The organism is Dolichospermum sp. UHCC 0406, assembly GCF_009712025.1.
GTDB classification, from domain to species: Bacteria; Cyanobacteriota; Cyanobacteriia; order Cyanobacteriales; family Nostocaceae; genus Dolichospermum; species Dolichospermum lemmermannii.
The window spans coordinates 108,943-127,810 of record NZ_VILA01000017.1 but is presented as its reverse complement, the minus strand read 5'-3'; the positions used below and the strand labels follow the sequence as shown (position 1 = coordinate 127,810).

The 18,868-nt window shown below is 38.8% G+C and carries 16 protein-coding genes; 5 read left to right on the top strand and 11 right to left on the bottom strand.

Annotated features, from left to right (window positions below; genetic code table 11):
• Positions 1 to 384 precede the first annotated feature (384 nt).
• The 3 genes from FJR09_RS16725 to FJR09_RS16715 all read right to left on the bottom strand — a co-directional run bounded on the left by FJR09_RS16725 (position 385) and on the right by FJR09_RS16715 (position 5,799).
• Positions 385 to 3,219, bottom strand: coding sequence for a DUF4347 domain-containing protein (locus FJR09_RS16725; RefSeq protein ID WP_168654135.1), 2,835 nt, complete (start codon positions 3,217 to 3,219; stop codon positions 385 to 387).
• A gap of 506 nt (positions 3,220 to 3,725) precedes the next feature.
• Positions 3,726 to 5,198, bottom strand: a complete 1,473-nt coding sequence (gene cobQ, locus FJR09_RS16720) for a cobyric acid synthase CobQ (protein ID WP_015078427.1) — start codon at positions 5,196 to 5,198, stop codon at positions 3,726 to 3,728.
• A gap of 196 nt (positions 5,199 to 5,394) precedes the next feature.
• Positions 5,395 to 5,799, bottom strand: a complete 405-nt coding sequence (locus tag FJR09_RS16715) for an Npun_F0494 family protein (protein WP_015078426.1) — start codon at positions 5,797 to 5,799, stop codon at positions 5,395 to 5,397.
• Between the two features lie 148 nt (positions 5,800 to 5,947).
• Between FJR09_RS16715 and FJR09_RS16710 the strand changes: the two genes are divergently transcribed.
• Complete coding sequence (locus FJR09_RS16710; protein WP_015078425.1) at positions 5,948 to 6,385, top strand: peroxiredoxin; 438 nt, start codon at positions 5,948 to 5,950, stop codon at positions 6,383 to 6,385.
• Between the two features lie 175 nt (positions 6,386 to 6,560).
• On the opposite strand, the gene FJR09_RS16705 is transcribed toward FJR09_RS16710, so the two are convergent.
• Both FJR09_RS16705 and FJR09_RS16700 read right to left on the bottom strand, forming a co-directional pair.
• Positions 6,561 to 6,965 carry a hypothetical protein gene (locus tag FJR09_RS16705; protein ID WP_168653557.1) on the bottom strand — a complete coding sequence of 135 codons (405 nt, stop codon included), beginning with the start codon at positions 6,963 to 6,965 and terminating at the stop codon, positions 6,561 to 6,563.
• 21 nt (positions 6,966 to 6,986) lie between these two features.
• Positions 6,987 to 7,871 (bottom strand): ABC transporter permease, encoded by an 885-nt coding sequence (locus FJR09_RS16700; RefSeq protein ID WP_168653558.1) that lies wholly within the window; start codon positions 7,869 to 7,871, stop codon positions 6,987 to 6,989.
• Positions 7,872 to 8,076: 205 nt separating this feature from the next.
• On the opposite strand from FJR09_RS16700, the gene FJR09_RS16695 reads away from it, so the two are divergent.
• The 3 genes from FJR09_RS16695 to FJR09_RS16685 are packed head-to-tail and all read left to right on the top strand — an operon-like array spanning position 8,077 to position 8,666.
• Complete coding sequence (locus FJR09_RS16695) at positions 8,077 to 8,427, top strand: DUF6464 family protein (protein ID WP_015078422.1); 351 nt, start codon at positions 8,077 to 8,079, stop codon at positions 8,425 to 8,427.
• On the top strand, positions 8,417 to 8,554 hold the full coding sequence (locus tag FJR09_RS16690) for a hypothetical protein (RefSeq protein WP_168654134.1): 138 nt from the start codon (positions 8,417 to 8,419) through the stop codon (positions 8,552 to 8,554). The genes FJR09_RS16695 and FJR09_RS16690 overlap by 11 nt, the downstream gene beginning before the upstream one ends.
• Positions 8,499 to 8,666, top strand: coding sequence for a hypothetical protein (locus FJR09_RS16685; RefSeq protein WP_168654133.1), 168 nt, complete (start codon positions 8,499 to 8,501; stop codon positions 8,664 to 8,666). The genes FJR09_RS16690 and FJR09_RS16685 overlap by 56 nt, the downstream gene beginning before the upstream one ends.
• A 7-nt stretch (positions 8,667 to 8,673) precedes the next feature.
• Here FJR09_RS16685 and fmt read toward each other — a convergent pair whose 3' ends face one another.
• Positions 8,674 to 9,675, bottom strand: a complete 1,002-nt coding sequence (gene fmt / locus FJR09_RS16680; protein ID WP_168653560.1) for a methionyl-tRNA formyltransferase — start codon at positions 9,673 to 9,675, stop codon at positions 8,674 to 8,676.
• 881 nt (positions 9,676 to 10,556) lie between these two features.
• On the opposite strand from fmt, the gene FJR09_RS16675 reads away from it, so the two are divergent.
• Positions 10,557 to 11,807 carry a hypothetical protein gene (locus FJR09_RS16675; protein WP_015078420.1) on the top strand — a complete coding sequence of 417 codons (1,251 nt, stop codon included), beginning with the start codon at positions 10,557 to 10,559 and terminating at the stop codon, positions 11,805 to 11,807.
• 186 nt (positions 11,808 to 11,993) lie between these two features.
• On the opposite strand, the gene FJR09_RS16670 is transcribed toward FJR09_RS16675, so the two are convergent.
• The 5 genes from FJR09_RS16670 to FJR09_RS16650 all read right to left on the bottom strand — a co-directional run bounded on the left by FJR09_RS16670 (position 11,994) and on the right by FJR09_RS16650 (position 18,216).
• The gene (locus FJR09_RS16670) at positions 11,994 to 12,683 is read right to left on the bottom strand and encodes a DUF4276 family protein (protein WP_015078419.1); all 690 of its coding nucleotides are present in this window, start codon (positions 12,681 to 12,683) and stop codon (positions 11,994 to 11,996) included.
• On the bottom strand, positions 12,683 to 13,786 hold the full coding sequence (locus FJR09_RS16665) for an AAA family ATPase (protein ID WP_015078418.1): 1,104 nt from the start codon (positions 13,784 to 13,786) through the stop codon (positions 12,683 to 12,685). Before FJR09_RS16665 ends, FJR09_RS16670 begins: the two co-directional genes overlap by 1 nt.
• A 120-nt stretch (positions 13,787 to 13,906) precedes the next feature.
• Positions 13,907 to 15,196, bottom strand: coding sequence for a Glu/Leu/Phe/Val dehydrogenase (locus FJR09_RS16660; protein WP_168653561.1), 1,290 nt, complete (start codon positions 15,194 to 15,196; stop codon positions 13,907 to 13,909).
• A gap of 183 nt (positions 15,197 to 15,379) precedes the next feature.
• A complete protein-coding gene (locus tag FJR09_RS16655) occupies positions 15,380 to 16,861 on the bottom strand; it encodes a carotenoid oxygenase family protein (protein WP_168653562.1) in 1,482 nt (493 codons plus the stop codon).
• A 23-nt stretch (positions 16,862 to 16,884) separates the two neighbouring features.
• The gene (locus FJR09_RS16650; RefSeq protein WP_168651800.1) at positions 16,885 to 18,216 is read right to left on the bottom strand and encodes a folate/biopterin family MFS transporter; all 1,332 of its coding nucleotides are present in this window, start codon (positions 18,214 to 18,216) and stop codon (positions 16,885 to 16,887) included.
• Positions 18,217 to 18,868 lie beyond the last annotated feature (652 nt).

The following is an 18,868-nucleotide window of genomic DNA, read 5'->3' as shown; positions in this document are numbered from 1 at the left end:
GGGAGTAAGCCAGGAAGCCAGGGAATAAATTCCCTGTCTTATAGCTAAAGTCGGTTAAAACCGACTAGTGGTCTGTCAATTTTCTATTTACAGCATATTTCGCTCTAATGAGGTACAAACTTGAATTATGAAACTCTTGTAGTGCGGGCATCTTGCCCGCTGGATATGTACCTCATAACACCGGAAAGTGCTGTATGGATGAGGTTTAGAGTTAATAGCCTCTCTAATTTCCCTCAATTTCACAATTTTTAGCTTGACAGACCACTAGTACCGCAGGGCGGAAGTCAAAAGTCAAAAGTCAAAACTAATATACAGTAGGCTTTTTGGCGATTGAATATGGTTGCTTTATTTACGCCGTGATGTACTAGGTAGATAAATTACCAACTAGTTAAATAGGAAGTTACTACCAAACAAATTAACATTCACATCAGCGTTATTCAAACCAGTTGTACTTGATAAAGTAATCAATAACTGTCCTGTGCCAAAACCAGTATTAGCAGCAATACCATCACCAATTCGGACTTCTGTATTTGCACCCAATGTAACCACATCAAGATTGGCAATACCTGTAAAATTCAGTTTATCGCCACCGTCACCACGCACAAATTGATAAACTGTGTCTGTACCATCACCAGAAGCATAGTTAACATTATCCACAGCATTATCATTTAAACCTAAATACAGGGTATCGTTACCTAAACCACCATTGAAGGTATCACTATTTGCACCACCGATGAGGATATGGTTACCACTAGTGCCTGTCAGAGTTAGACTAGAAGGACTACCGATTTTACCATCACCATTAGCATCTATACCAAAAACAGTTTCTTGAGTTAAAGCTTCCGCCGAATTCAATCCCCAATTTCCTTCAGAAGAAACCCAATTCCAGTTATTATCTAAATGCCAAATATGCAGATAGTTTACAGAAACGTTTTTCCAAAGAACTTGATTATCTCCATTAACGGTTTCTGCGGCTATAGTTTGCCATCCTGCGTAGATATTTTGGTAGATTTGTTGTCCACCGTTTTTAATGGCAATTGGGGTATTTGTTCCGGTTTGGGTAAAATATTTGTATGTTGAATCTTTGACTAATTTGGTATTACCTGCTGATTCAATTGCAGTGTAAGGATTGCCAATGACACCATCACCATTAGCATCTATACCAAAGTTAGTTTCTTGGGTGAAAGCATCAGCAGAATTTAATCCCCAATTTCCTTCAGAAGAAACCCAATTCCAGTTATTATCTAAATGCCAAATATGCAGATAGTTTCCAGAAACGTTTTTCCAAAGAACTTGATTATCTCCATTAACGGTTTCTGCGGCTATAGTTTGCCATCCTGCGTAGATATTTTGGTAGATTTGTTGTCCACCGTTTTTAATGGCAATTGGGGTATTTGTTCCGATTTGGGTAAAATATTTGTATGTTGAATCTTTGACTAATTTGGTATTACCTACTGCTTCAATTGCAGTGTAAGGATTGCCAATGACACCATCACCATTAGCATCTATACCAAAGTTAGTTTCTTGAGTTAAAGCTTCCGCCGAATTCAATCCCCAATTTCCTTCAGAAGAAACCCAATTCCAGTTATTATCTAAATGCCAAATATGCAGATAGTTTCCAGAAACGTTTTTCCAAAGAACTTGATTATCTCCATTAACGGTTTCTGCGGCTATAGTTTGCCATCCTGCGTAGATATCTTGGTAGATTTGTTGTCCACCGTTTTTAATGGCAATTGGGGTATTTGTTCCGATTTGGGTAAAGTATTTGTATGTTGAATCTTTGACTAATTTGGTATTACCTACTGCTTCAATTGCAGTGTAAGGATTGCCAATGACACCATCACCATTAGCATCTATACCAAATTTAGTTTCTTGGGTGAAAGCATCAGCAGAATTTAATCCCCAATTTCCTTCAGAAGAAACCCAATTCCAGTTATTATCTAAATGCCAAATATGCAGATAGTTTCCAGAAACGTTTTTCCAGAGAACTTGGTTATCTCCATTAACGGTTTCTGCGGCTATAGTTTGCCATCCTGAACCGTAGATATCTTGGTAGATTTGTTGTCCACCATTTTTGATAGCGATTGGGGTGTTTGTTCCGATTTGGGTAAAGTATTTGTTTGTTGAATCTTTGACTAATTTGGTATTACCTGCTGATTCAATTGCGGTGTATAGGTTAATAAATTCACTCACGTCAATAATCTTTAAGCCACCATTATCATCAGCCACATAAGCGTAGTTACCGACTACTTGCACATCAAGAGTATTGCCAGAAGTATCATAATTGCCCTTGAGGGTGGGGGTTGTGGGGTTGCTGATGTCTATGATTTGTAGTCCTGAAATAGAATCAGCAACATAAGCATAGTTACCGACTACTTGCACACCATAAGCATAGCTTGATGTATTATAATTGCCTTTGAGGGTGGGGGTAGTGGGGTTGCTGATGTCTATGATTTGTAGTCCTGATTCATAATCAGCTACGTAGGCGTAGTTACCCACTACTTGCACATCTTCAGCTGCGCCAGATGTATTATAATTGCCCTTGAGGGTGGGGGTTGTGGGGTTGCTAATATCAATGATTTGTAGTCCTGAATCTCTATCAGCTACGTAAGCATAGTTACCGACTACTTGCACACCTCTAGCCTCGCCAGATGTATCATAATTGCCCACTAATGTGGGTGCAAATACTCCCTGGTAGCTGTTGAGGGTGTGTGCAATAATATCTGACAAATGTAGAGACGTTCCATGGAACGTCTCTGTAGCGGGAATATTAACCTCTAACTCCCAATTTCCCCCTAAAGCTGCATTTCCTGTTTTTGTGGCTGACGCGCTAATGGTTGCGTTGGTAATCTCATATAACTTTCTAATAAATTCTTCCCCAGCATCCCCCGCAGCGACGTTACAGCCATATAGTAAAATATTCTGACGTTGCCACTGTTGTAACTGTTGGGTGTAATTGTGAATATTGGTTAAGTTTAATTGACTATTGCCTAAATACAAGCATCCCGGTGAACCGTGGGAAAGGATATGAATGGTGGTGATGTGGGGATGTTGTTGTAAAATTTGGCTAATTTGCTCAATCCCGTCTTGATTTGGGGAAATAATAACTGATTTTACGCCCTCTACAATTCCTGTTTGTAGGGTGTGATAGTCGGAAACGGAGGCATCAATAAAAACAATAGTTGTCGCGGTTTGACGGAGAAAAGAGTTTTTTAACATATTTTTTTCCTTTTCACTTGGTAACTAAGCTTTCATACCCGCCCTGGAACTGAAGTTCCAGGCTAATAGCTAAAGTACGTTAAAACGTACTCTGATGACATCGAAATCAAAAATTATCCTATTTCTTAAACAAATACCGCTAAAATAGTCGGTTAAAACCGACTTGAGCTTTTAGACAGGGAATTAATTCCCTGGATTGGAGGTACTGGACACTGTTGAGCAGTGGTAAACCTTTACAAATTATTATCCAAACAGGTTAAATATGTATATGATGGTAGGATGTGTTATTTGTAAACACAACCGTGATCTTTAAGTTATAAATAATCTTTTTACGACACATATTTAGGTTCACGTATGTGACATATATGCAATTAAAAATTTAAATCCTCCCTTGCCAAAATTAAGTACGAATCAAAAATTAAATCCCCATTTATAACAATAAAATGGGGGTTATTGAACTTTCTATTGATTCAACTCAAATCAGATGAACTAACAAGCATTTTAATCTATATAAACGGTATTAAATCTAAATGTTCTTCAATTTGAGTAGCTAAAGAATCTAACATCTGTTCTCGCTGTTCTTTGTAGTTAGCCACACCTGTGGGTAAAGATTTCAAACCCCGTTGTTGCCGGAGACGATTTACCCAAGCCCGTCGCCAAGGTCCATTATCAAAAATTCCATGTAGATAAGTTCCCCAAACCGATTGACAACTATCTACTAACCCTAAATTAGCATCATCAAATAAGGGTTGACAGGATTTTTGATCTGCTGGGTTTTCTATGCGCGAGCGCCCTTGGTGAATTTCAAACCCAGTCACAGGTAAACCCGCTTGGGGATAATTGGAAGTAACTTGACGCTGACGGGCGACTTTTTGTCCTGTAATTACTGTCTTTATAGGTAATAAATTTAACCCTGGATATTTACCAGATTGTCCTTCCATTCCTTCTGGATCAGCTATAGACTGCCCCAACATTTGGAAACCGCCACAAATGCCTAAAACCGTGCCACCAGAAGCTGCATAGTTTTGAATTGCTTCTGCCATGCCGCTTTTTTGCAAAGCTATTAAATCAGCAATTGTGGTTTTTGTTCCTGGGATAATTACTGCATCTGGATGTCCTAACTCTTGCTTAGGATGCAAGTATTTTACCGTTACTGATGGTTCTGATTCCAAGGGATCAAAATCGGTGAAATTGGCAATTCTTGGTAAACGAATCACCGCAATGTTTAGTTCAGAGTTAGCTTTTGCTGGTTTGCGTTCTAGTAAATCTAGGGAGTCTTCCGCTGGGAAAACTTGTTCTAAATAGGGAATAACACCAACCACAGGTATACCTGTCCGTTCTTCTAACCATTTAATTCCGGGTTCGAGAATTGAGCGCTGTCCTCGAAATTTGTTAATGACGACTCCTTTAATTAAGGCGCGTTCGTCTGGATCTAATAGTTCTAATGTGCCGACGACATGAGCAAATGCTCCACCTCTATCAATATCAACTACTAATAAAGTAGGTGCATTTAAATGTTTAGCAACCCGCATATTAGTTAAATCCCGGTGTTTGAGATTAATTTCGGCGGGACTACCAGCACCTTCACAAACTAGGGCTTCAAATTCTGTAGATAGGTATTGTAAACATTCTTTGATGGTCTGCCAACCGAGTTCAAAATATTGTTCGTAGTAATCTGTGGCACTAACTTTCCCGATGGCTTTACCTTTAAGAATGATTTGGGATGTCATATCCCCCTGGGGTTTAAGTAAAATTGGATTCATTTCTACCAAGGGTACTACTCCCGCTGCCCAAGCTTGCACTGCTTGAGCATAGCCTATTTCGCCACCACTGGCGGTAACATAGGCGTTTAAAGCCATATTTTGACCTTTAAAGGGGGATACTCGCAACCCGCGCCGGGAAAGAATCCGACAAATAGCTGTGGTTATCAGTGATTTCCCTGCGTGGGATGTTGTTCCCACTACCATGATTGCTTTCATTTTTAATTATATTTTAGTATGTTGATATTAAGTAGTGCATCTGTAAATAAGCTGTTATTTTTTTAAACTTGCATATCTCGTTATCTCGTTCCCAGTCTCAGACTGGGAATGTAGATGGCGGCTCTGCCGCTAGTGACATGAGGCAGAGCCTCAGCATTGGCATTCCTAGCCGGAGGCTAGGAACGAGGTCAAACTGTCAAAAGGGTAAACGTAACCAACGAGTCATAAAATCATTGTAGCGATCGCTCAGGGAAGGATGACGCAATTTCTGATCTTTTAACTTGACAATCAATTGATGACCCAAGGGAGTTAGGCGAAAACTGTCTGTAATGCCCTGTCCATCAACTTCTCGCCGCAATACTCCTACATCAATTAACCAGGCTAAAGCGTTTTCACAGGTCAATTCTGATAAGGGTTGCTTGGTGTAACTTTGCTGATTTCCTTTCTCCATTGCTATAGCACCTAGTTGGATACTTTGGCTAGTCATGGCTATAAACAAATTGAGGTTGAAGGGCGAACAGATTAGCGATCGCTCGGCTCTTTCTAGGGCTTCACTAGTATAAACTAAGGGTTTAAGGTTTGGGGAATCCACAGTAGACATTTTTCATTACTCTAAGTTGTGCTTTTTGTCAATGCTTTGAAAATAAATACCTCTTTGGCAGAATATTCCGTAAGCAAGTTATTTAAATATTGTAAATTATTGTAAAATCTTGATTGCATAAAGATTTTTAAACAGGACAAGGTGAATTATGCCTCTATCAGTTGGTACAGACGCACCTGCATTTACCGCCAAAGACACTAACGGCAATACAATTTCATTATCTGATTTTGCTGGTAAAACAGTAGTTCTCTACTTTTACCCCAAAGATGACACACCAGGCTGCACCAAACAAGCTTGTAGTTTCCGTGATTCTCAAGCTGAATACAAAGACAAAGATGTAGTTGTCTTGGGAGTAAGTGCTGATGATGAAGTTTCTCATCAAGCATTCACCAATAAATATAATCTGAATTTCCCTTTATTAGCTGATACCCAGAAAAGCATCATTACAGCTTATGATGTTGATGGTGGTGGTTACGCCAAGCGTGTTACCTACATCATTGATGGTAATGGCAAAATCATTGATGTTGATGCTGCTGTTAACACTACTACTCAAGCTAGTGATGTTTTAGCAAAACTGGGACTTTGATCATTAAGTATACTCAAAACGGCTTGACTGTTTGATTCTAAACCTAGGGGTTTAGCAGTGGTAAACCCCTACACATCTGGGTTCTTTGTCATTTGGCAAAAGTTTAAATCTCACCCGTGTTTAGTATAACTCCATAGGGGCGCAGGACTTGCGCCCATTATTTCCCATTTAAGTGTTATTTACCTGATGATGGTAAAATCTGTAAGGGAAGTAGATTTTGTCCAGGGATAATTGCAGAAGATCCTGGATTTTGTTTTAGTTGAGGCTGAAGAAGTTTTTGTTGTGCAGCTTTAAATGTGGCTGCGGCTAGGTCTAGCTGTTGATTTTGTTCATCAGCATTCCATTGAATAGTCCCAAAGTTGGCTTGATGAATCATGTTCATCATATCGAAACCTGAGCCATTGCCAGATAAAGGATTACTACTGCGATAGCCTTGCTGACCCAAGGTATCGCTTTCCAAACTACCAAAGGGTTGATTAGTATCAGCTAAGGTAGGTTCTCCTCCTAGGATAGAAACAAAGCTAATCCCGACGATAGTGGCAACGATAATTTTGTGAACTGGTAAAAATGGTCTTTTCATGAAATTTCTCCTTATATATTTTTAAGCAAGACTCCGGCGTAGTTGGGGTTGAATACTCAGTAAAGCCACTAATGCAAAACCTAGTAACACTAACAACGCTCCCCCAAAGGTAACATCACCCCAAAAGGCGTGCATTACTATATCATTTAATCCCCAACTGCTGTGTAGATATAAATAGCGAATCGGTTCAATCGCATAACTGAGAGGGTTGAGGGTAGCAATAACCTGTAACCAACCGGGCATAAAGGATAAAGGCGCTAAGGCTGTGCTGGCAAATAATAATGGGAGGTTAGTGACAAAAATTACGGCGATAAGTTCAATGTGTCCGGGTAATGCAAAGGCTAAACCCAAGGAAATAGCGGTGACACCCAAAGCCAGTAGAAAGACAATGAGAGCGATCGCACATAATCCTGTAAAATCAGGTAAGCCAGCCCCTAAAAATGCCGCTGCTGCCACAATTACCGCTGCTTGTAGTAAACTTTGGCTAATAATAAAAATAGCAGAAGCAAAAACAATTGAAAAGCGCGAGGCTAGAGGTGCAACTAGCAACCGATTTAAAAAGCCAAATTCCCTATCGAACATTACAGGTAAACCAGCATTCAAAGCCCCAGCAAAAGCAGTAAAGACTATGACACCTGCTGCTAGAAATTTTCCGTAATTTGTCGTACTACCAAATAAGCCTGTGGGTGCATTTTGGAATAATGCCCCAAATAAAACTAACCACATGACGGGCTGAATAATCCCGGCTATCAGGCTAGAAGGGCGGCGTTGGAGTTGAATAAACAGACGACGAGTTAAGGCAAAAGTTTCTTGAACAATTTCTGCGAAAAAATTGGAGGTTGTATCAGCAACTACAGAAGATGAGGTTAATTGTTGCCAATTCACAGCTACTTTATCATTACTCATAGAATGTAAAAATTAAAAGGCATCAATCATAAACATTCCTGCAACTTGTTAGTTAGCAAAAAATATTTATAATTCTTAACCCTATATTACAACGAATCCCCAACAAGATCAAAGTAGAGAAATTGCCATTTTGATGCTGTTACTGTCGAAGCCAAAATACTGCGATACTATACTCTATACATAAATCACATAATATAAACTGATCATGGAGCTAAATTCCTTACCGACAGAGGTAATTTTGACACATCCGCGTCAGTCTCTTGGTAAATTACAACTTGATTGGACACCCCAACCGGGAAATTATCTTGATTTTGCCGAAAAAACCTACGTAGTTTTAGAGCGTTGCCATAGATATCAGCTTAAAGGAGGACGCTATAGTTTACACAATATCGCTATTTACGTACAAAAAGCCCAAAGACCAGAACAGAAAAGTTTAGTAGAAGGACGTTGGGTTATAGGTGATGCTACCTGTAACTATAATGCTCTTTCAGAAATTATGCGTTGTGCAGTTAATCCAGAAGGACCTTGTAAATCTTGCCGGTTCTATGAAAGTTAGTTGTCAGTTGTCAGTAGGGGCGAAGCATTTGGAAGATAAATTATCGGTCATTGCCAAAAATAGTTCTCCAAATGCTTCGCCCGTACAGTTGTTCGTTGTCAGTAGGGGCGAAGCATTTGGAAGATAAATTATCGGTCATTGCCAAAAATAGTTCTCTAAATGCTTCGCCCGTACAGTTGTCAGTTGTTCGTTGTCAGTTGTTCGTTGTTCGTTGTCAGTTGTTAGTTGTTCGTTGTTAATTACCTATTACCCATTACCCATTACCTCACCGACAGTTAACCGAGTCCCATTGACAAAATCCCATCCTGACTGGGGACGTTTACCCGTTAGCTGTACTTCTCGCAATAGCAATAAACCTACCCCTGTTTGGACAATTGCTCCTAGTCCTTTAGTAATATTAACTACCTCTCCAGGCTGTCCTGATATGGTTGACAAATTGGGTATTTTATGAACTTTTTCTAGTAATGGCTCTGGTAACTCGTGAATATACGCAGGATATAGGGGGACAGTAGCAGTAATTTTCAATGCTTGGTTGCGAAAAGTTGCTGTACAGTTAGGATAAAATCCGCGAATTTGATTATGTAATTGGATGGCACTTTGTCCCCAGTCCAAGTTATAATCTGGCTTCTGAATCAAAGATGCGTAAGTAGCTGCGGCATGATCTTGGGGAATCGGTGTAACTTCTTGACGTTCTAGTTTGTATAGGGTTTCTATGAGTAAATCTGCACCAGTAATAGCCAACTTTTCGGCTAAAACCTGAGCATTATCTAGTAATTGAATTGGTATAGTCGCTTTTAGAAGCATATCCCCTGTATCCATGCCCCTATCCATGAGCATAGTTGTGATCCCCGTTTCTTTTTCTCCGTTATATATACTCCACTGAATTGGCGCAGCCCCTCGATACTGAGGTAAAATTGAACCATGAACGTTAATACAACCTAGCTTAGGCATATCTAATATCTTCTTAGACAAAATTTGCCCATAAGCAATAACCACAAATATATCTGCTTCTATCTGCTTGAGTTGTGTTAAGGTTTCAACATCTTTTTTAACTCTTTCCGGTTGCCATACTGGAATATGATGATCTGTAGCAAAGACTTTTACTGGTGAAGGTGTCAATTTATTCCCTCGTTCTCGACGTTTATCCGGTTGAGTGACTACGGACATCACGTGAAAATCCTTGTTTTCTAAGAGTTTTTCCAAAGTGGGAACTGCAAAGTCAGGAGTGCCAAAAAATACTATTTTCATTACTTATTAATTATTAATTACGAGTCATGAGTCATTAATCAATGGTAAGTGTGTTCCTCATCACTGACAACTGCGACATCTGAATATTAATAGAATTATGTTGAGAATTTTTGATTAAGGGCAAGGAATTTTCGCAGTTTGATGGTATAGTGTTTACTATTGGTTCAGCGAAAACAGCCTCAATACATTATAATACTTTCGGTAATTAGTTGAACTATCGCCATTTGCATCTACTATTGATGATTTTTGTGTGTCTATCTGTGTTTTGCAGTCAGTTATTTCTCTACGAAATCAAAATTATTCAATAATTACCCAAGTTAAAAATAAACTGTATTTGCTTAATCGCAGCATTTACGAGTCTAAACTTCAGTTTGTAGGTTGGGTGTATGAATTTAATGTTTTTGTTTATTGTTGATTGTGCAGCGGTTAATCTCAAGTTGCCAGCAATAGATAGGTTTTAGTTGGGTAAAGCCCGCGCTGTTGGTCCGGCTATAAACAGGGTATCTTATTTTAGACTGGCTTTAGCTAAGAATGTTTTCAAGAGCAAGAGCATCTCTAAATCTTGGCTACTAGCTTTAGTCAATTAAAAATTCATCTATGTTCCACTTAAATTGAATATGGATGTTACTGATGCTAACAATAATAACGGCAGTTATTAACAGATGTAATTTACTGTTAACTTTAATCCCGTTATTTTGGATATTATGTAAAGATTATGAGGGGGTAAATGGTGATACTAAAACTTTTGTAAAGCAATACAACATTTGAATCAATTATCTTGTCGAAGCTTTTGGTTTGTTGGTAAACATATAGTCATAGCTTTTTTTCATTCCTGTATAGATACTGCCCGCACTTAGCAACTGCCCCTAGAGAGTCTCATCATGCTTAAACCCCTTTTGGTGTCAGGATGGTTCCGTGTTAAACCATTTCTCAAGTACATTGCCATTGTTATAGTAATTTCACCCTTCCTGGGAATGTCTATTCATGCTACCTTAGCGAAACAATCAGAAGTAGCAAATAGTAGGGCGAAAAATAGCAAATCTCAGATAAAATTGGCAGAAAGTGCTGCTACGAGGCAGTTAAATTTACAATTTGCTCAAGTTAACTCTCACACAGGAAAAATACTTGTTGGTGAAGGAATACAGTCATTACCAAAAGATATAGTTATTTCAGGGGCAGAAAGAGAAAATTCTCAACTGGGGGATGATGTTGTTAGCAAAACTGTACCATCAGTTAATGTTGCACAACTTCAAAGCAAGACATCTATTAATCAAGCTAATTTAATTCAAAAATTAAAAGATGCCAAAGAAGAAACTGATTTAAATTCTCCAGTCAGTGGGAATTCTCAATCTCAAGAATTAGCAATATCAACAGTTACTCCTAAAAATGGAGAAATACCTGTTAGTGAACGGCCAAATGAGTCGGAAATGGCACAGACTGACCCTATAGGTAGTCCCCATCCGATACCTTGGCAATGGATTCTGGCTACTCAGGAAGCGATTGGTGCTAAAGGTGGTTCTGGTGTTCGCTACTATCGGAGTATTCCGGTGATTTCTCCTGATGGCAAATATGCGATTTATAGTCGGGTGCAAATGGAAGTAAAACCGGAAATGCACAATAGCCGAGTTAATAGCGTGTTGTTTGTGGAGGATAGACAAACTAAGCGGTTACGGGTGATGACATCAACCAGTGTGGTGATTGATCCCCTGTTAAAAAGACAGGCAATTTTGTCAGCACAAGGGGATAATGATGGTAAAATTGGGGTATTAGTGCCTGTTAGCTGGTCTGAAAAAGGCGATCGCTTTCTCGCCCGTAAGTTTGTGGCTATTTTTAATACAGCAGATGCTACAGATCAGGCTGTAATTTGGAATCGTCAACAGGATCATCTCAATGTGGTTAGTCCGGTACAATCACAAGATGATCACGAAAAAATAGCTATTTTGTTAGGTTGGAGTAAAAAGCAGCCTAATAATGTATTATTCCGTGCTGGTGAATTAGGTGAAGAAAATTGGCCTTTGTTACAAGTAGCTAATGATGGCAGAACTGTAGATATCTCGGCAGAAGGTGATCAGGCTGTGACTTTTGGTGAAAAAGGTAGCATTTGGGCAGATCCACAAGTTGCTTCGCGCTAATTGATTAATTGCCCTCAAAATGGCTTAATCCTGTGATTCTCTAGATAGGGGTTTAGCATTGCGCTTTACCCTGATTCATTGCTTTTATCCTTCATACAATTCAATGAATTGTATTAGAATTTATTCTGCGATCGCATTTCGTGAACAGAAAAATGTACCCCCATTAATGTTCGGGGTATCAATGCCTTATTTACCCAATAATTCGAGTCGTAATAGCCATGAATTAAAATGAGGGCATTTATTCCGAATTACTTCTAATCCAATTGATTCAGCCAATAGCGGACCATAAGTAGATTTTGCTCTTTCATAATCAGGAAATTGAGCAATAATACGTTTACTGGGGGCTGTTGCCCTGCTATCATTAATTAACTCAGGAGTTTCATGTTTATCAGCAATAGTCTTGAGAATTGCAACCCTATCTGAGCAATTATCATAACAGGACTCAAAACAAGTAGGATCAGAAAAAAGATATGCCTCATATTCATGCAATTGAATGTACGGTATGAATCGAGGATCATTAATATCATCAGCAAAGCTTTTCTCCAAAAACTCGACTCGCTTTGTGGGATTTTGGCGCATGATTTCAGCTTCATCTAATCCCGGAAAATTATGATGAATTGCATACAGATCAATCATCGTTGTAAAGAAAACATCTGTATTTTTATCCTCCGCAAGCGATCGCAAAATATCATTCTTCATTGGCTGATAATCACCATAACCACTACCACCACGATTAGTTTTACCCTTTTTTCTTCCATGAGCAATAAGTCTAGGGTGGTGCATAAATACTTGATATTGAGTCAGATATGGTTGCAGGATAATAGAAGCAAATGTTTGTTCTGTTTGTCCTTCTGCAAATAAATAGAGTCTTACCATTAGTGTGGACCTCCACCAATGATATTTTTCTCCCAAATTTCTCCTAAACTATATTCTTCTAACCAAGCTTCTAATTCTTCAGAATTTAACCGCTTAAATTGCGATTCTTTACCCACTCTATCTACTGTAATTACATCTTCAGGATTAAAGTTATCTAAAAAAGAAGTAGATTGGGTGCTGATGAGAATTTGTGTATGATAGGAAGCCTTAGCAAACATCGCAGCTACAACATTGAGCGCGTAGGGATGAAGACCAAGTTCCGGTTCATCAACAACAATTAGTTTTGGGAGTTCATCTTCTGGCTGCAAAAGCAACGTGGTAAGGCATATAGCACGCAACGTACCATCTGAAAACTGGTGTGGACCAAATACTTGATCTGAGTCTTTTCCCTGCCAGTTGAGAATAACATTATTCGCTCTAGGCTCAAGAACAAAATCATCAAAAAATGGGGCAATCAAACGGATAGTTTTAATAATACGCTGATAGGCTGTATTATGATATTCACGAAATCTCAGAAGTAATGCGGCTAGATTTCCAGCATCAGACACCAGCGAGCGGTTGTCATCAATATAACAGGATTGACGAACTCGCGCGGTAGATGACGTATCGTGAAAGTGGTAAACACAACAGCCATTGAGCAAATGTTTGATAGCGTTGGCAATTGTTGGCGTACCTTCTTGTGCTGCTTTGTTGATTTTTGTTTCCTGATGTCCTGCACCTAACGAGTAAGTGGTTGAAGGTTGAGGTAGGTGTAAGCCGTTTCGCGTCGCTGTTTCTTCAGCAAATATCAAAGTATCACCTGCCGCATGACCTAGACACATGGTATAGATAATATCCAAACTCCCATTGTCAATCTTGAACTCTAGTTGTGCCTCGATTTGCGGTGTTATCTTAGGTCCAAAGTGCAATAAGGATTGAGCGTAACCGGATATGCCGATATATTGTTGAAGTCGCCCGGCCATCATCTCATTCAGCATCTTAAAAAAGGAAATGAGATTACTTTTACCTGCTCCATTAGCTCCAATCAATATGTTTAAGGGACGCAACTCAAGATCCATTGTCTTAATGGACTTGAAGCCCTTGATAATTACTCGTTGTAGCATAATCAACAATCAGTATTTATACAAAATGATTATATATGTAGATGATGTACAGGGATTAAAAAAAAGGTGCGTTAGGCTAAAGCCATAACACACCCCAATTAAACTAAATTGCAAATACAACTAAGGATACAAACCCCGATCATTCAAAGCTTGCGCGACTCTACCTACACCCAAAGTATAAGCAGCTAATCGCAGATTTACCCCCCGTGCTTGCGACTCATGAATCACCTTGCGGTAAGCCTGAACCATCAAATGTTCCATTTCCCGGTTGACTCGTTCTTCGTCCCAGAATAGGTAAGAAAGACCTTGTACCCATTCTAAATAACTGACCACCACACCCCCGGCATTGGCTAAAATATCCGGTAACACGGTGACACCTTGGGCTTCTAGAACGCGGTTAGCTTCCAAAGTCACTGGACCATTAGCCGCTTCTGCGACAAATTGGGCTTTGATTTGATGGACATTTTCTGCGGTAATTTGGTTTTCCAAAGCGGCAGGAATCAGGACATCGCAAGGTAAAGTTAATAAGTCTGCATTACTAATGGGTGTTCCTTGGGGAAATCCCACCACACTGCGATGGTTTGCCGCAGCGTAGGCTTTGACAGCGGAAATATCAAGACCATTTTCGGCAAAGATACCCCCACTAGCACTGGAAACAGCGATAATTTTTGCTCCTTCTTGGTGTAGCAATTCGGCGGCTGCCCCACCTACATTACCGAAGCCTTGAATTGCTACCCTGACTCCTACGAGGGATTTACCGTGATCTGCAAGTGCTTCACGGACAATAATCATCACACCGCGTCCAGTCGCCATTTCTCGTCCCAGGGAACCACCAATAGATAAGGGTTTACCTGTAACTACTCCGGGGACAGAATGACCAACATTGACAGAGTAAGTATCCATCATCCATGCCATTTCCCGCGCTGATGTTCCCATGTCTGGTGCGGGTATATCTACGGATGGTCCAATGTCTTTAATTAATTCACTAATATAACGACGACTAATCCGTTCTAATTCCCCCACACTGAACTTTTTGGGGTCTATGGGAATTCCCCCTTTGCCACCACCATAGGGAATACCTAACAATGCACATTTCCAGGTCATCAGCATTGCTAGGGCGGATACTTCCCGTAATGTCACCGCTTCATGGTAACGAATCCCACCTTTATAGGGTCCTAAAATATCCGAATGTTGTACCCGATGTCCTGGGAAAACCCGGATTTCGCCATTATCCATTTTTATGGGAATGGAAACTGTAACAACTTTTCGTGGATGACTGAGTATTTCTACGATACCTTGATCTAATTTTAATTCTTTAGCCGCCCATTCTAAATAGCTACAAGCTTGATCATAAGGGCAAATGTAGGCTGAAGATTGAGTTTCCATAAGTGGGAGAGACGTTGTTACCATAATTCTTACTCCTCATCACGGTATCTTTGTAAACCGGATTGATATAGTTAGCTTACCCTCTTTTTGAGAAAAGATATCAATTTTGTAGTTTTTGTTACAGTTTTATTTTTTTGTAAGATACTCCGCGATATCCCCAACTTCTTCGAGAAGTCGGGGATATGAGGGTTACTAGTTAAAATGGACTCAACCCAAATTTTCGATAAATGTCTCTTGTGTAAAACTCCCATGTAAACCATAGGGAATATGATGTTTCAGATGTAGTTTTGCAACTGGTTTCTCTTTTTCCAGATTTTCAGCATCTAAAATCACTACATCAAAACGATGATGTTCTGCATCATAAACTAACGCTATTAACCACCCATCATCTTCTGTTTGGGAATTTGGACGAGGAATAAAAATTGGTTCCCCTATAAAACCTCGCGGTGCTGCACTCCATAGTTGTTTTCTTCCTGACTCTAAATCTACCTTAAAAATGGCTTGTAATGGTGCGTTCACCGTTGATTGATGAGCGGCAGCACTATATAAATAACGATAGGATTTACCTACGTAATTCGGGTGAATTGTGGGAAATTCAGTGGGACGAGGATCTATTAACTGATTTTGCACTTTATTCTCTGATAAATTCAGATTAAATCGCCATAGTTGGGGAGGTGAATTTGTATCAAAATCAGTTTTTCGATAATCGCTATTGGGTTCGACTTCTGTTAATGATTCATAGCAGATAGAATCAATGATAATTTCATTTCTCAGTTCAAAAGCATTAACATGATGGAAAATAAAACCGGCTTGGGTTTCTAAAACTTTGACATTTTTAGTTTGTGTTTTGCGAGGGATAATAATAATTCTTGTGGGTTGATTTTTTTGAAATTTAATACATTGGGCTGCGCTGGATATTCCCAAAGCAAAAGGTATGGGGTTAAAATCAACAGGATTTTGAAAGAAGATACAGTAATTTTCTGTAATTACAAAATCATGAATAAAACAAAAACCAGGAACGCTATGATTTTGTTTGCTGGTAATTTCCCCATTTGTGTTCAATTCAAAGATTGTAATTGTGGTTGATAGTCCCGGTTTAATAGCAAAGTTGACTAAGGTGCCATTTGGATCAATTCGTGGGTGGGCGCTAAAGGCTTCTCCTTTGGATAAAACGCCGTTAAAATATTCATTTCCTAATGTTTCTAAGGTTTGGGGATTAAGTGAATAAGGTTCGGATGCTTCCCATAATGCTAAGAGTTTTTTACCCCAATAAATCACATTTGTATTAGCAATGTTTTTAATTTTTAAATCAAAAATGTTAGCTAACCAACCACCAGGTTTTTGTGTACCAAAAACACCACGATAAAGAATTTTACCAGCTTTCTGTTCTGCTAAATAACCGGCTGTTTGCACAAATCGGTTACGAAAATGGGCGCGGCCATTGGTAAATGTAATGCGACTAATCATTCCGTCACCATCAAAAGGATGATGTAATCTTTGCTTGTTGATATCTAATAAACCAGCCCCGTTCCTAAATAATGTTCCTGCTAGTTCTGGAGGAATTTCTCCTTCTATATCATCAATCCAATAGTCATATTCTTCGGTAAGAGATTCATATCCTCCTTGCCAGTCTTTGAGGGTGTAGGATTTCTCTAAAACTTGACTATTTTGGGGTTCTAATATTTGCATTTTTTGTTTGCTATGCTGAAAAACTAGATTGATTGACTATGGTCAATCTCAATTTTAGCATCTGGTAGCCAGTTAATAAAAAATATTGGGATAAGTGAGCTACAGTTAGTAATAATGATTAACAACCATAATGAATCAAATTGATGTTCTGTGATTCCCAACCATTTCATCATGATTGATCCTAATGCGTAAGAAACTGTTCCTCCTAAATTAAATACAGACATTATTAAAGCAAAGAATGTGGCCTCTATGCCGGGAGGACAAAGTTTTGTTGATAATACTAATATAGGCATAAATAAAACTTGCCCAATCACAGTAATAATTAAACTATCACCTAAACTGAACCAATGATCATCTATTCCTAAAAGTCTGTTGGTATGAGTTACTAATAATAAAGTTGTCATTCCTAAAGCTGTGGATAGAAAAATCCCCCAACTAAACATAATTCTAAAGGGGATAGTTTTCAGGTAACGTTGAAAAGCCCAAACTCCAATTAAGGAAGCCAAACTGGTGACTAACCGAACTCGCCCTAAAAATTCTGGTTGAAATTGTAGTTCGTTAGTTGTAAAATAGAAAAATGCTGATTCGGCATTTGGTGTAGCGTGCCAAACAAATATAAATGCTGTTGGTAGCCAAATTGCTTTCTGCGTAATAGCTTGGCGTATCTGTCCTAATTGATATTTTGTGTTATTGCTTTTTTTATCATCTTTATTAATAGGTTTTTCGGAAATTAACCAAGCTACACATGAGATAATTAGCGGAAATAATGCTGTTATTAAAAATACTGTACGGTTGGTAAAATATTCTAAAAGTAAGCCGCTAAGGTAAGCTGTACACAAGCCACCTATAGCTGAACTACCCCAACAAAGAGATTGTAAAGAACCTATTTTGGCTTCTGATTCACTTCTAGCTCTTTCAACTACTATGGAATCAACTATCACATCACTAATAGCTACAGAGAGAGAAGAAAGTACAATCATAATTGTGGCTGTTGTGCTAGTATGAACTGTTGTTCCTAAACATACCAAAGCCGCACTTCCCAAAATTCCAGATAGGACTATATAAGGCTTTCTATGGTAGCCAAATAATGGTAAACTATCAGAGATAAAACCATATAATGGCTTAGTCATCCAAGGTATGGTACTGATGCCCACGATTGCTGACATCTGCACTGGACTTAATAGCAATTCATCTTTGAGAAAAAAGCTAACAGCTAAACGGGATAATGCCAAGATGCCTTGAACAAAATAGATGGTAAGAATTGCTATTAACTCAGCACTAGGTTTATTACCTAAGAAAATTTTTTGGGTTAGTAGATCTTTGAATTTGGGTAAGGTAGGGGAGTCATTTAGCATTTGGATGAATAAAAATTAAGTTTTATTTACTTTTATATCATGGATTTTTAAATTGGGGATAAGTTTTTATTAATTATGAATAAAAGCGAACAACCATGTTCAATGAATTGCAATACTTTTGATACATTTATAGAATTTGTATAAGAGGATGTTTTAAAAGTTTTTAATGTGTAAACAGACCCCTCTCCAAACCTCTCCCCTACCAGGGGAGAGGCTTTAAAACCCCTATTCCCTTGTAGGGAGTGGGGGGAGGGGGGTTAGGTTTTTGGAGATTATGGGTTTCATATAATACTTTTCAAACAACCTCTAAGTTTATCTACCAAAGGACATTCCGCAGATGTGACTGATGATTATTGATAAGTAATCAGACAAAATTAATTAGATAGTTTTCTGCAAATTCTCTGAGAATTTTTTCAACAAATGCGACGAAAGTTTTCCAATCTTTGTAAGCAATGCCAAAAATTTCTATTTACTACTTTTATCGAGAACTAAGTAGGTGAACGGAAAAAAACCGTAGACGCGGAGCGGCTTCTCGAAGAGTAATATGTAACGAAAATTAAAATCGTCCAAATCCTCTTGCCTCTTGCCTAGTGCCATAACGACGATTTTCAATGCTAACCTACTTATCTACATCTTTGTGGTCAAGGTCAAA

Coding starts and splice junctions, on each gene's coding strand:
- FJR09_RS16725 (WP_168654135.1), bottom strand. CDS start 3,219: ATGTTAAAAAACTCTTTTCTCCGTCAAACCGCGACAACTATTGTTTTT.
- cobQ (WP_015078427.1), bottom strand. CDS start 5,198: ATGAAAGCAATCATGGTAGTGGGAACAACATCCCACGCAGGGAAATCA.
- FJR09_RS16715 (WP_015078426.1), bottom strand. CDS start 5,799: ATGTCTACTGTGGATTCCCCAAACCTTAAACCCTTAGTTTATACTAGT.
- FJR09_RS16710 (WP_015078425.1), top strand. CDS start 5,948: ATGCCTCTATCAGTTGGTACAGACGCACCTGCATTTACCGCCAAAGAC.
- FJR09_RS16705 (WP_168653557.1), bottom strand. CDS start 6,965: ATGAAAAGACCATTTTTACCAGTTCACAAAATTATCGTTGCCACTATC.
- FJR09_RS16700 (WP_168653558.1), bottom strand. CDS start 7,871: ATGAGTAATGATAAAGTAGCTGTGAATTGGCAACAATTAACCTCATCT.
- FJR09_RS16695 (WP_015078422.1), top strand. CDS start 8,077: ATGGAGCTAAATTCCTTACCGACAGAGGTAATTTTGACACATCCGCGT.
- FJR09_RS16690 (WP_168654134.1), top strand. CDS start 8,417: ATGAAAGTTAGTTGTCAGTTGTCAGTAGGGGCGAAGCATTTGGAAGAT.
- FJR09_RS16685 (WP_168654133.1), top strand. CDS start 8,499: ATGCTTCGCCCGTACAGTTGTTCGTTGTCAGTAGGGGCGAAGCATTTG.
- fmt (WP_168653560.1), bottom strand. CDS start 9,675: ATGAAAATAGTATTTTTTGGCACTCCTGACTTTGCAGTTCCCACTTTG.
- FJR09_RS16675 (WP_015078420.1), top strand. CDS start 10,557: ATGCTTAAACCCCTTTTGGTGTCAGGATGGTTCCGTGTTAAACCATTT.
- FJR09_RS16670 (WP_015078419.1), bottom strand. CDS start 12,683: ATGGTAAGACTCTATTTATTTGCAGAAGGACAAACAGAACAAACATTT.
- FJR09_RS16665 (WP_015078418.1), bottom strand. CDS start 13,786: ATGCTACAACGAGTAATTATCAAGGGCTTCAAGTCCATTAAGACAATG.
- FJR09_RS16660 (WP_168653561.1), bottom strand. CDS start 15,196: ATGGTAACAACGTCTCTCCCACTTATGGAAACTCAATCTTCAGCCTAC.
- FJR09_RS16655 (WP_168653562.1), bottom strand. CDS start 16,861: ATGCAAATATTAGAACCCCAAAATAGTCAAGTTTTAGAGAAATCCTAC.
- FJR09_RS16650 (WP_168651800.1), bottom strand. CDS start 18,216: ATGCTAAATGACTCCCCTACCTTACCCAAATTCAAAGATCTACTAACC.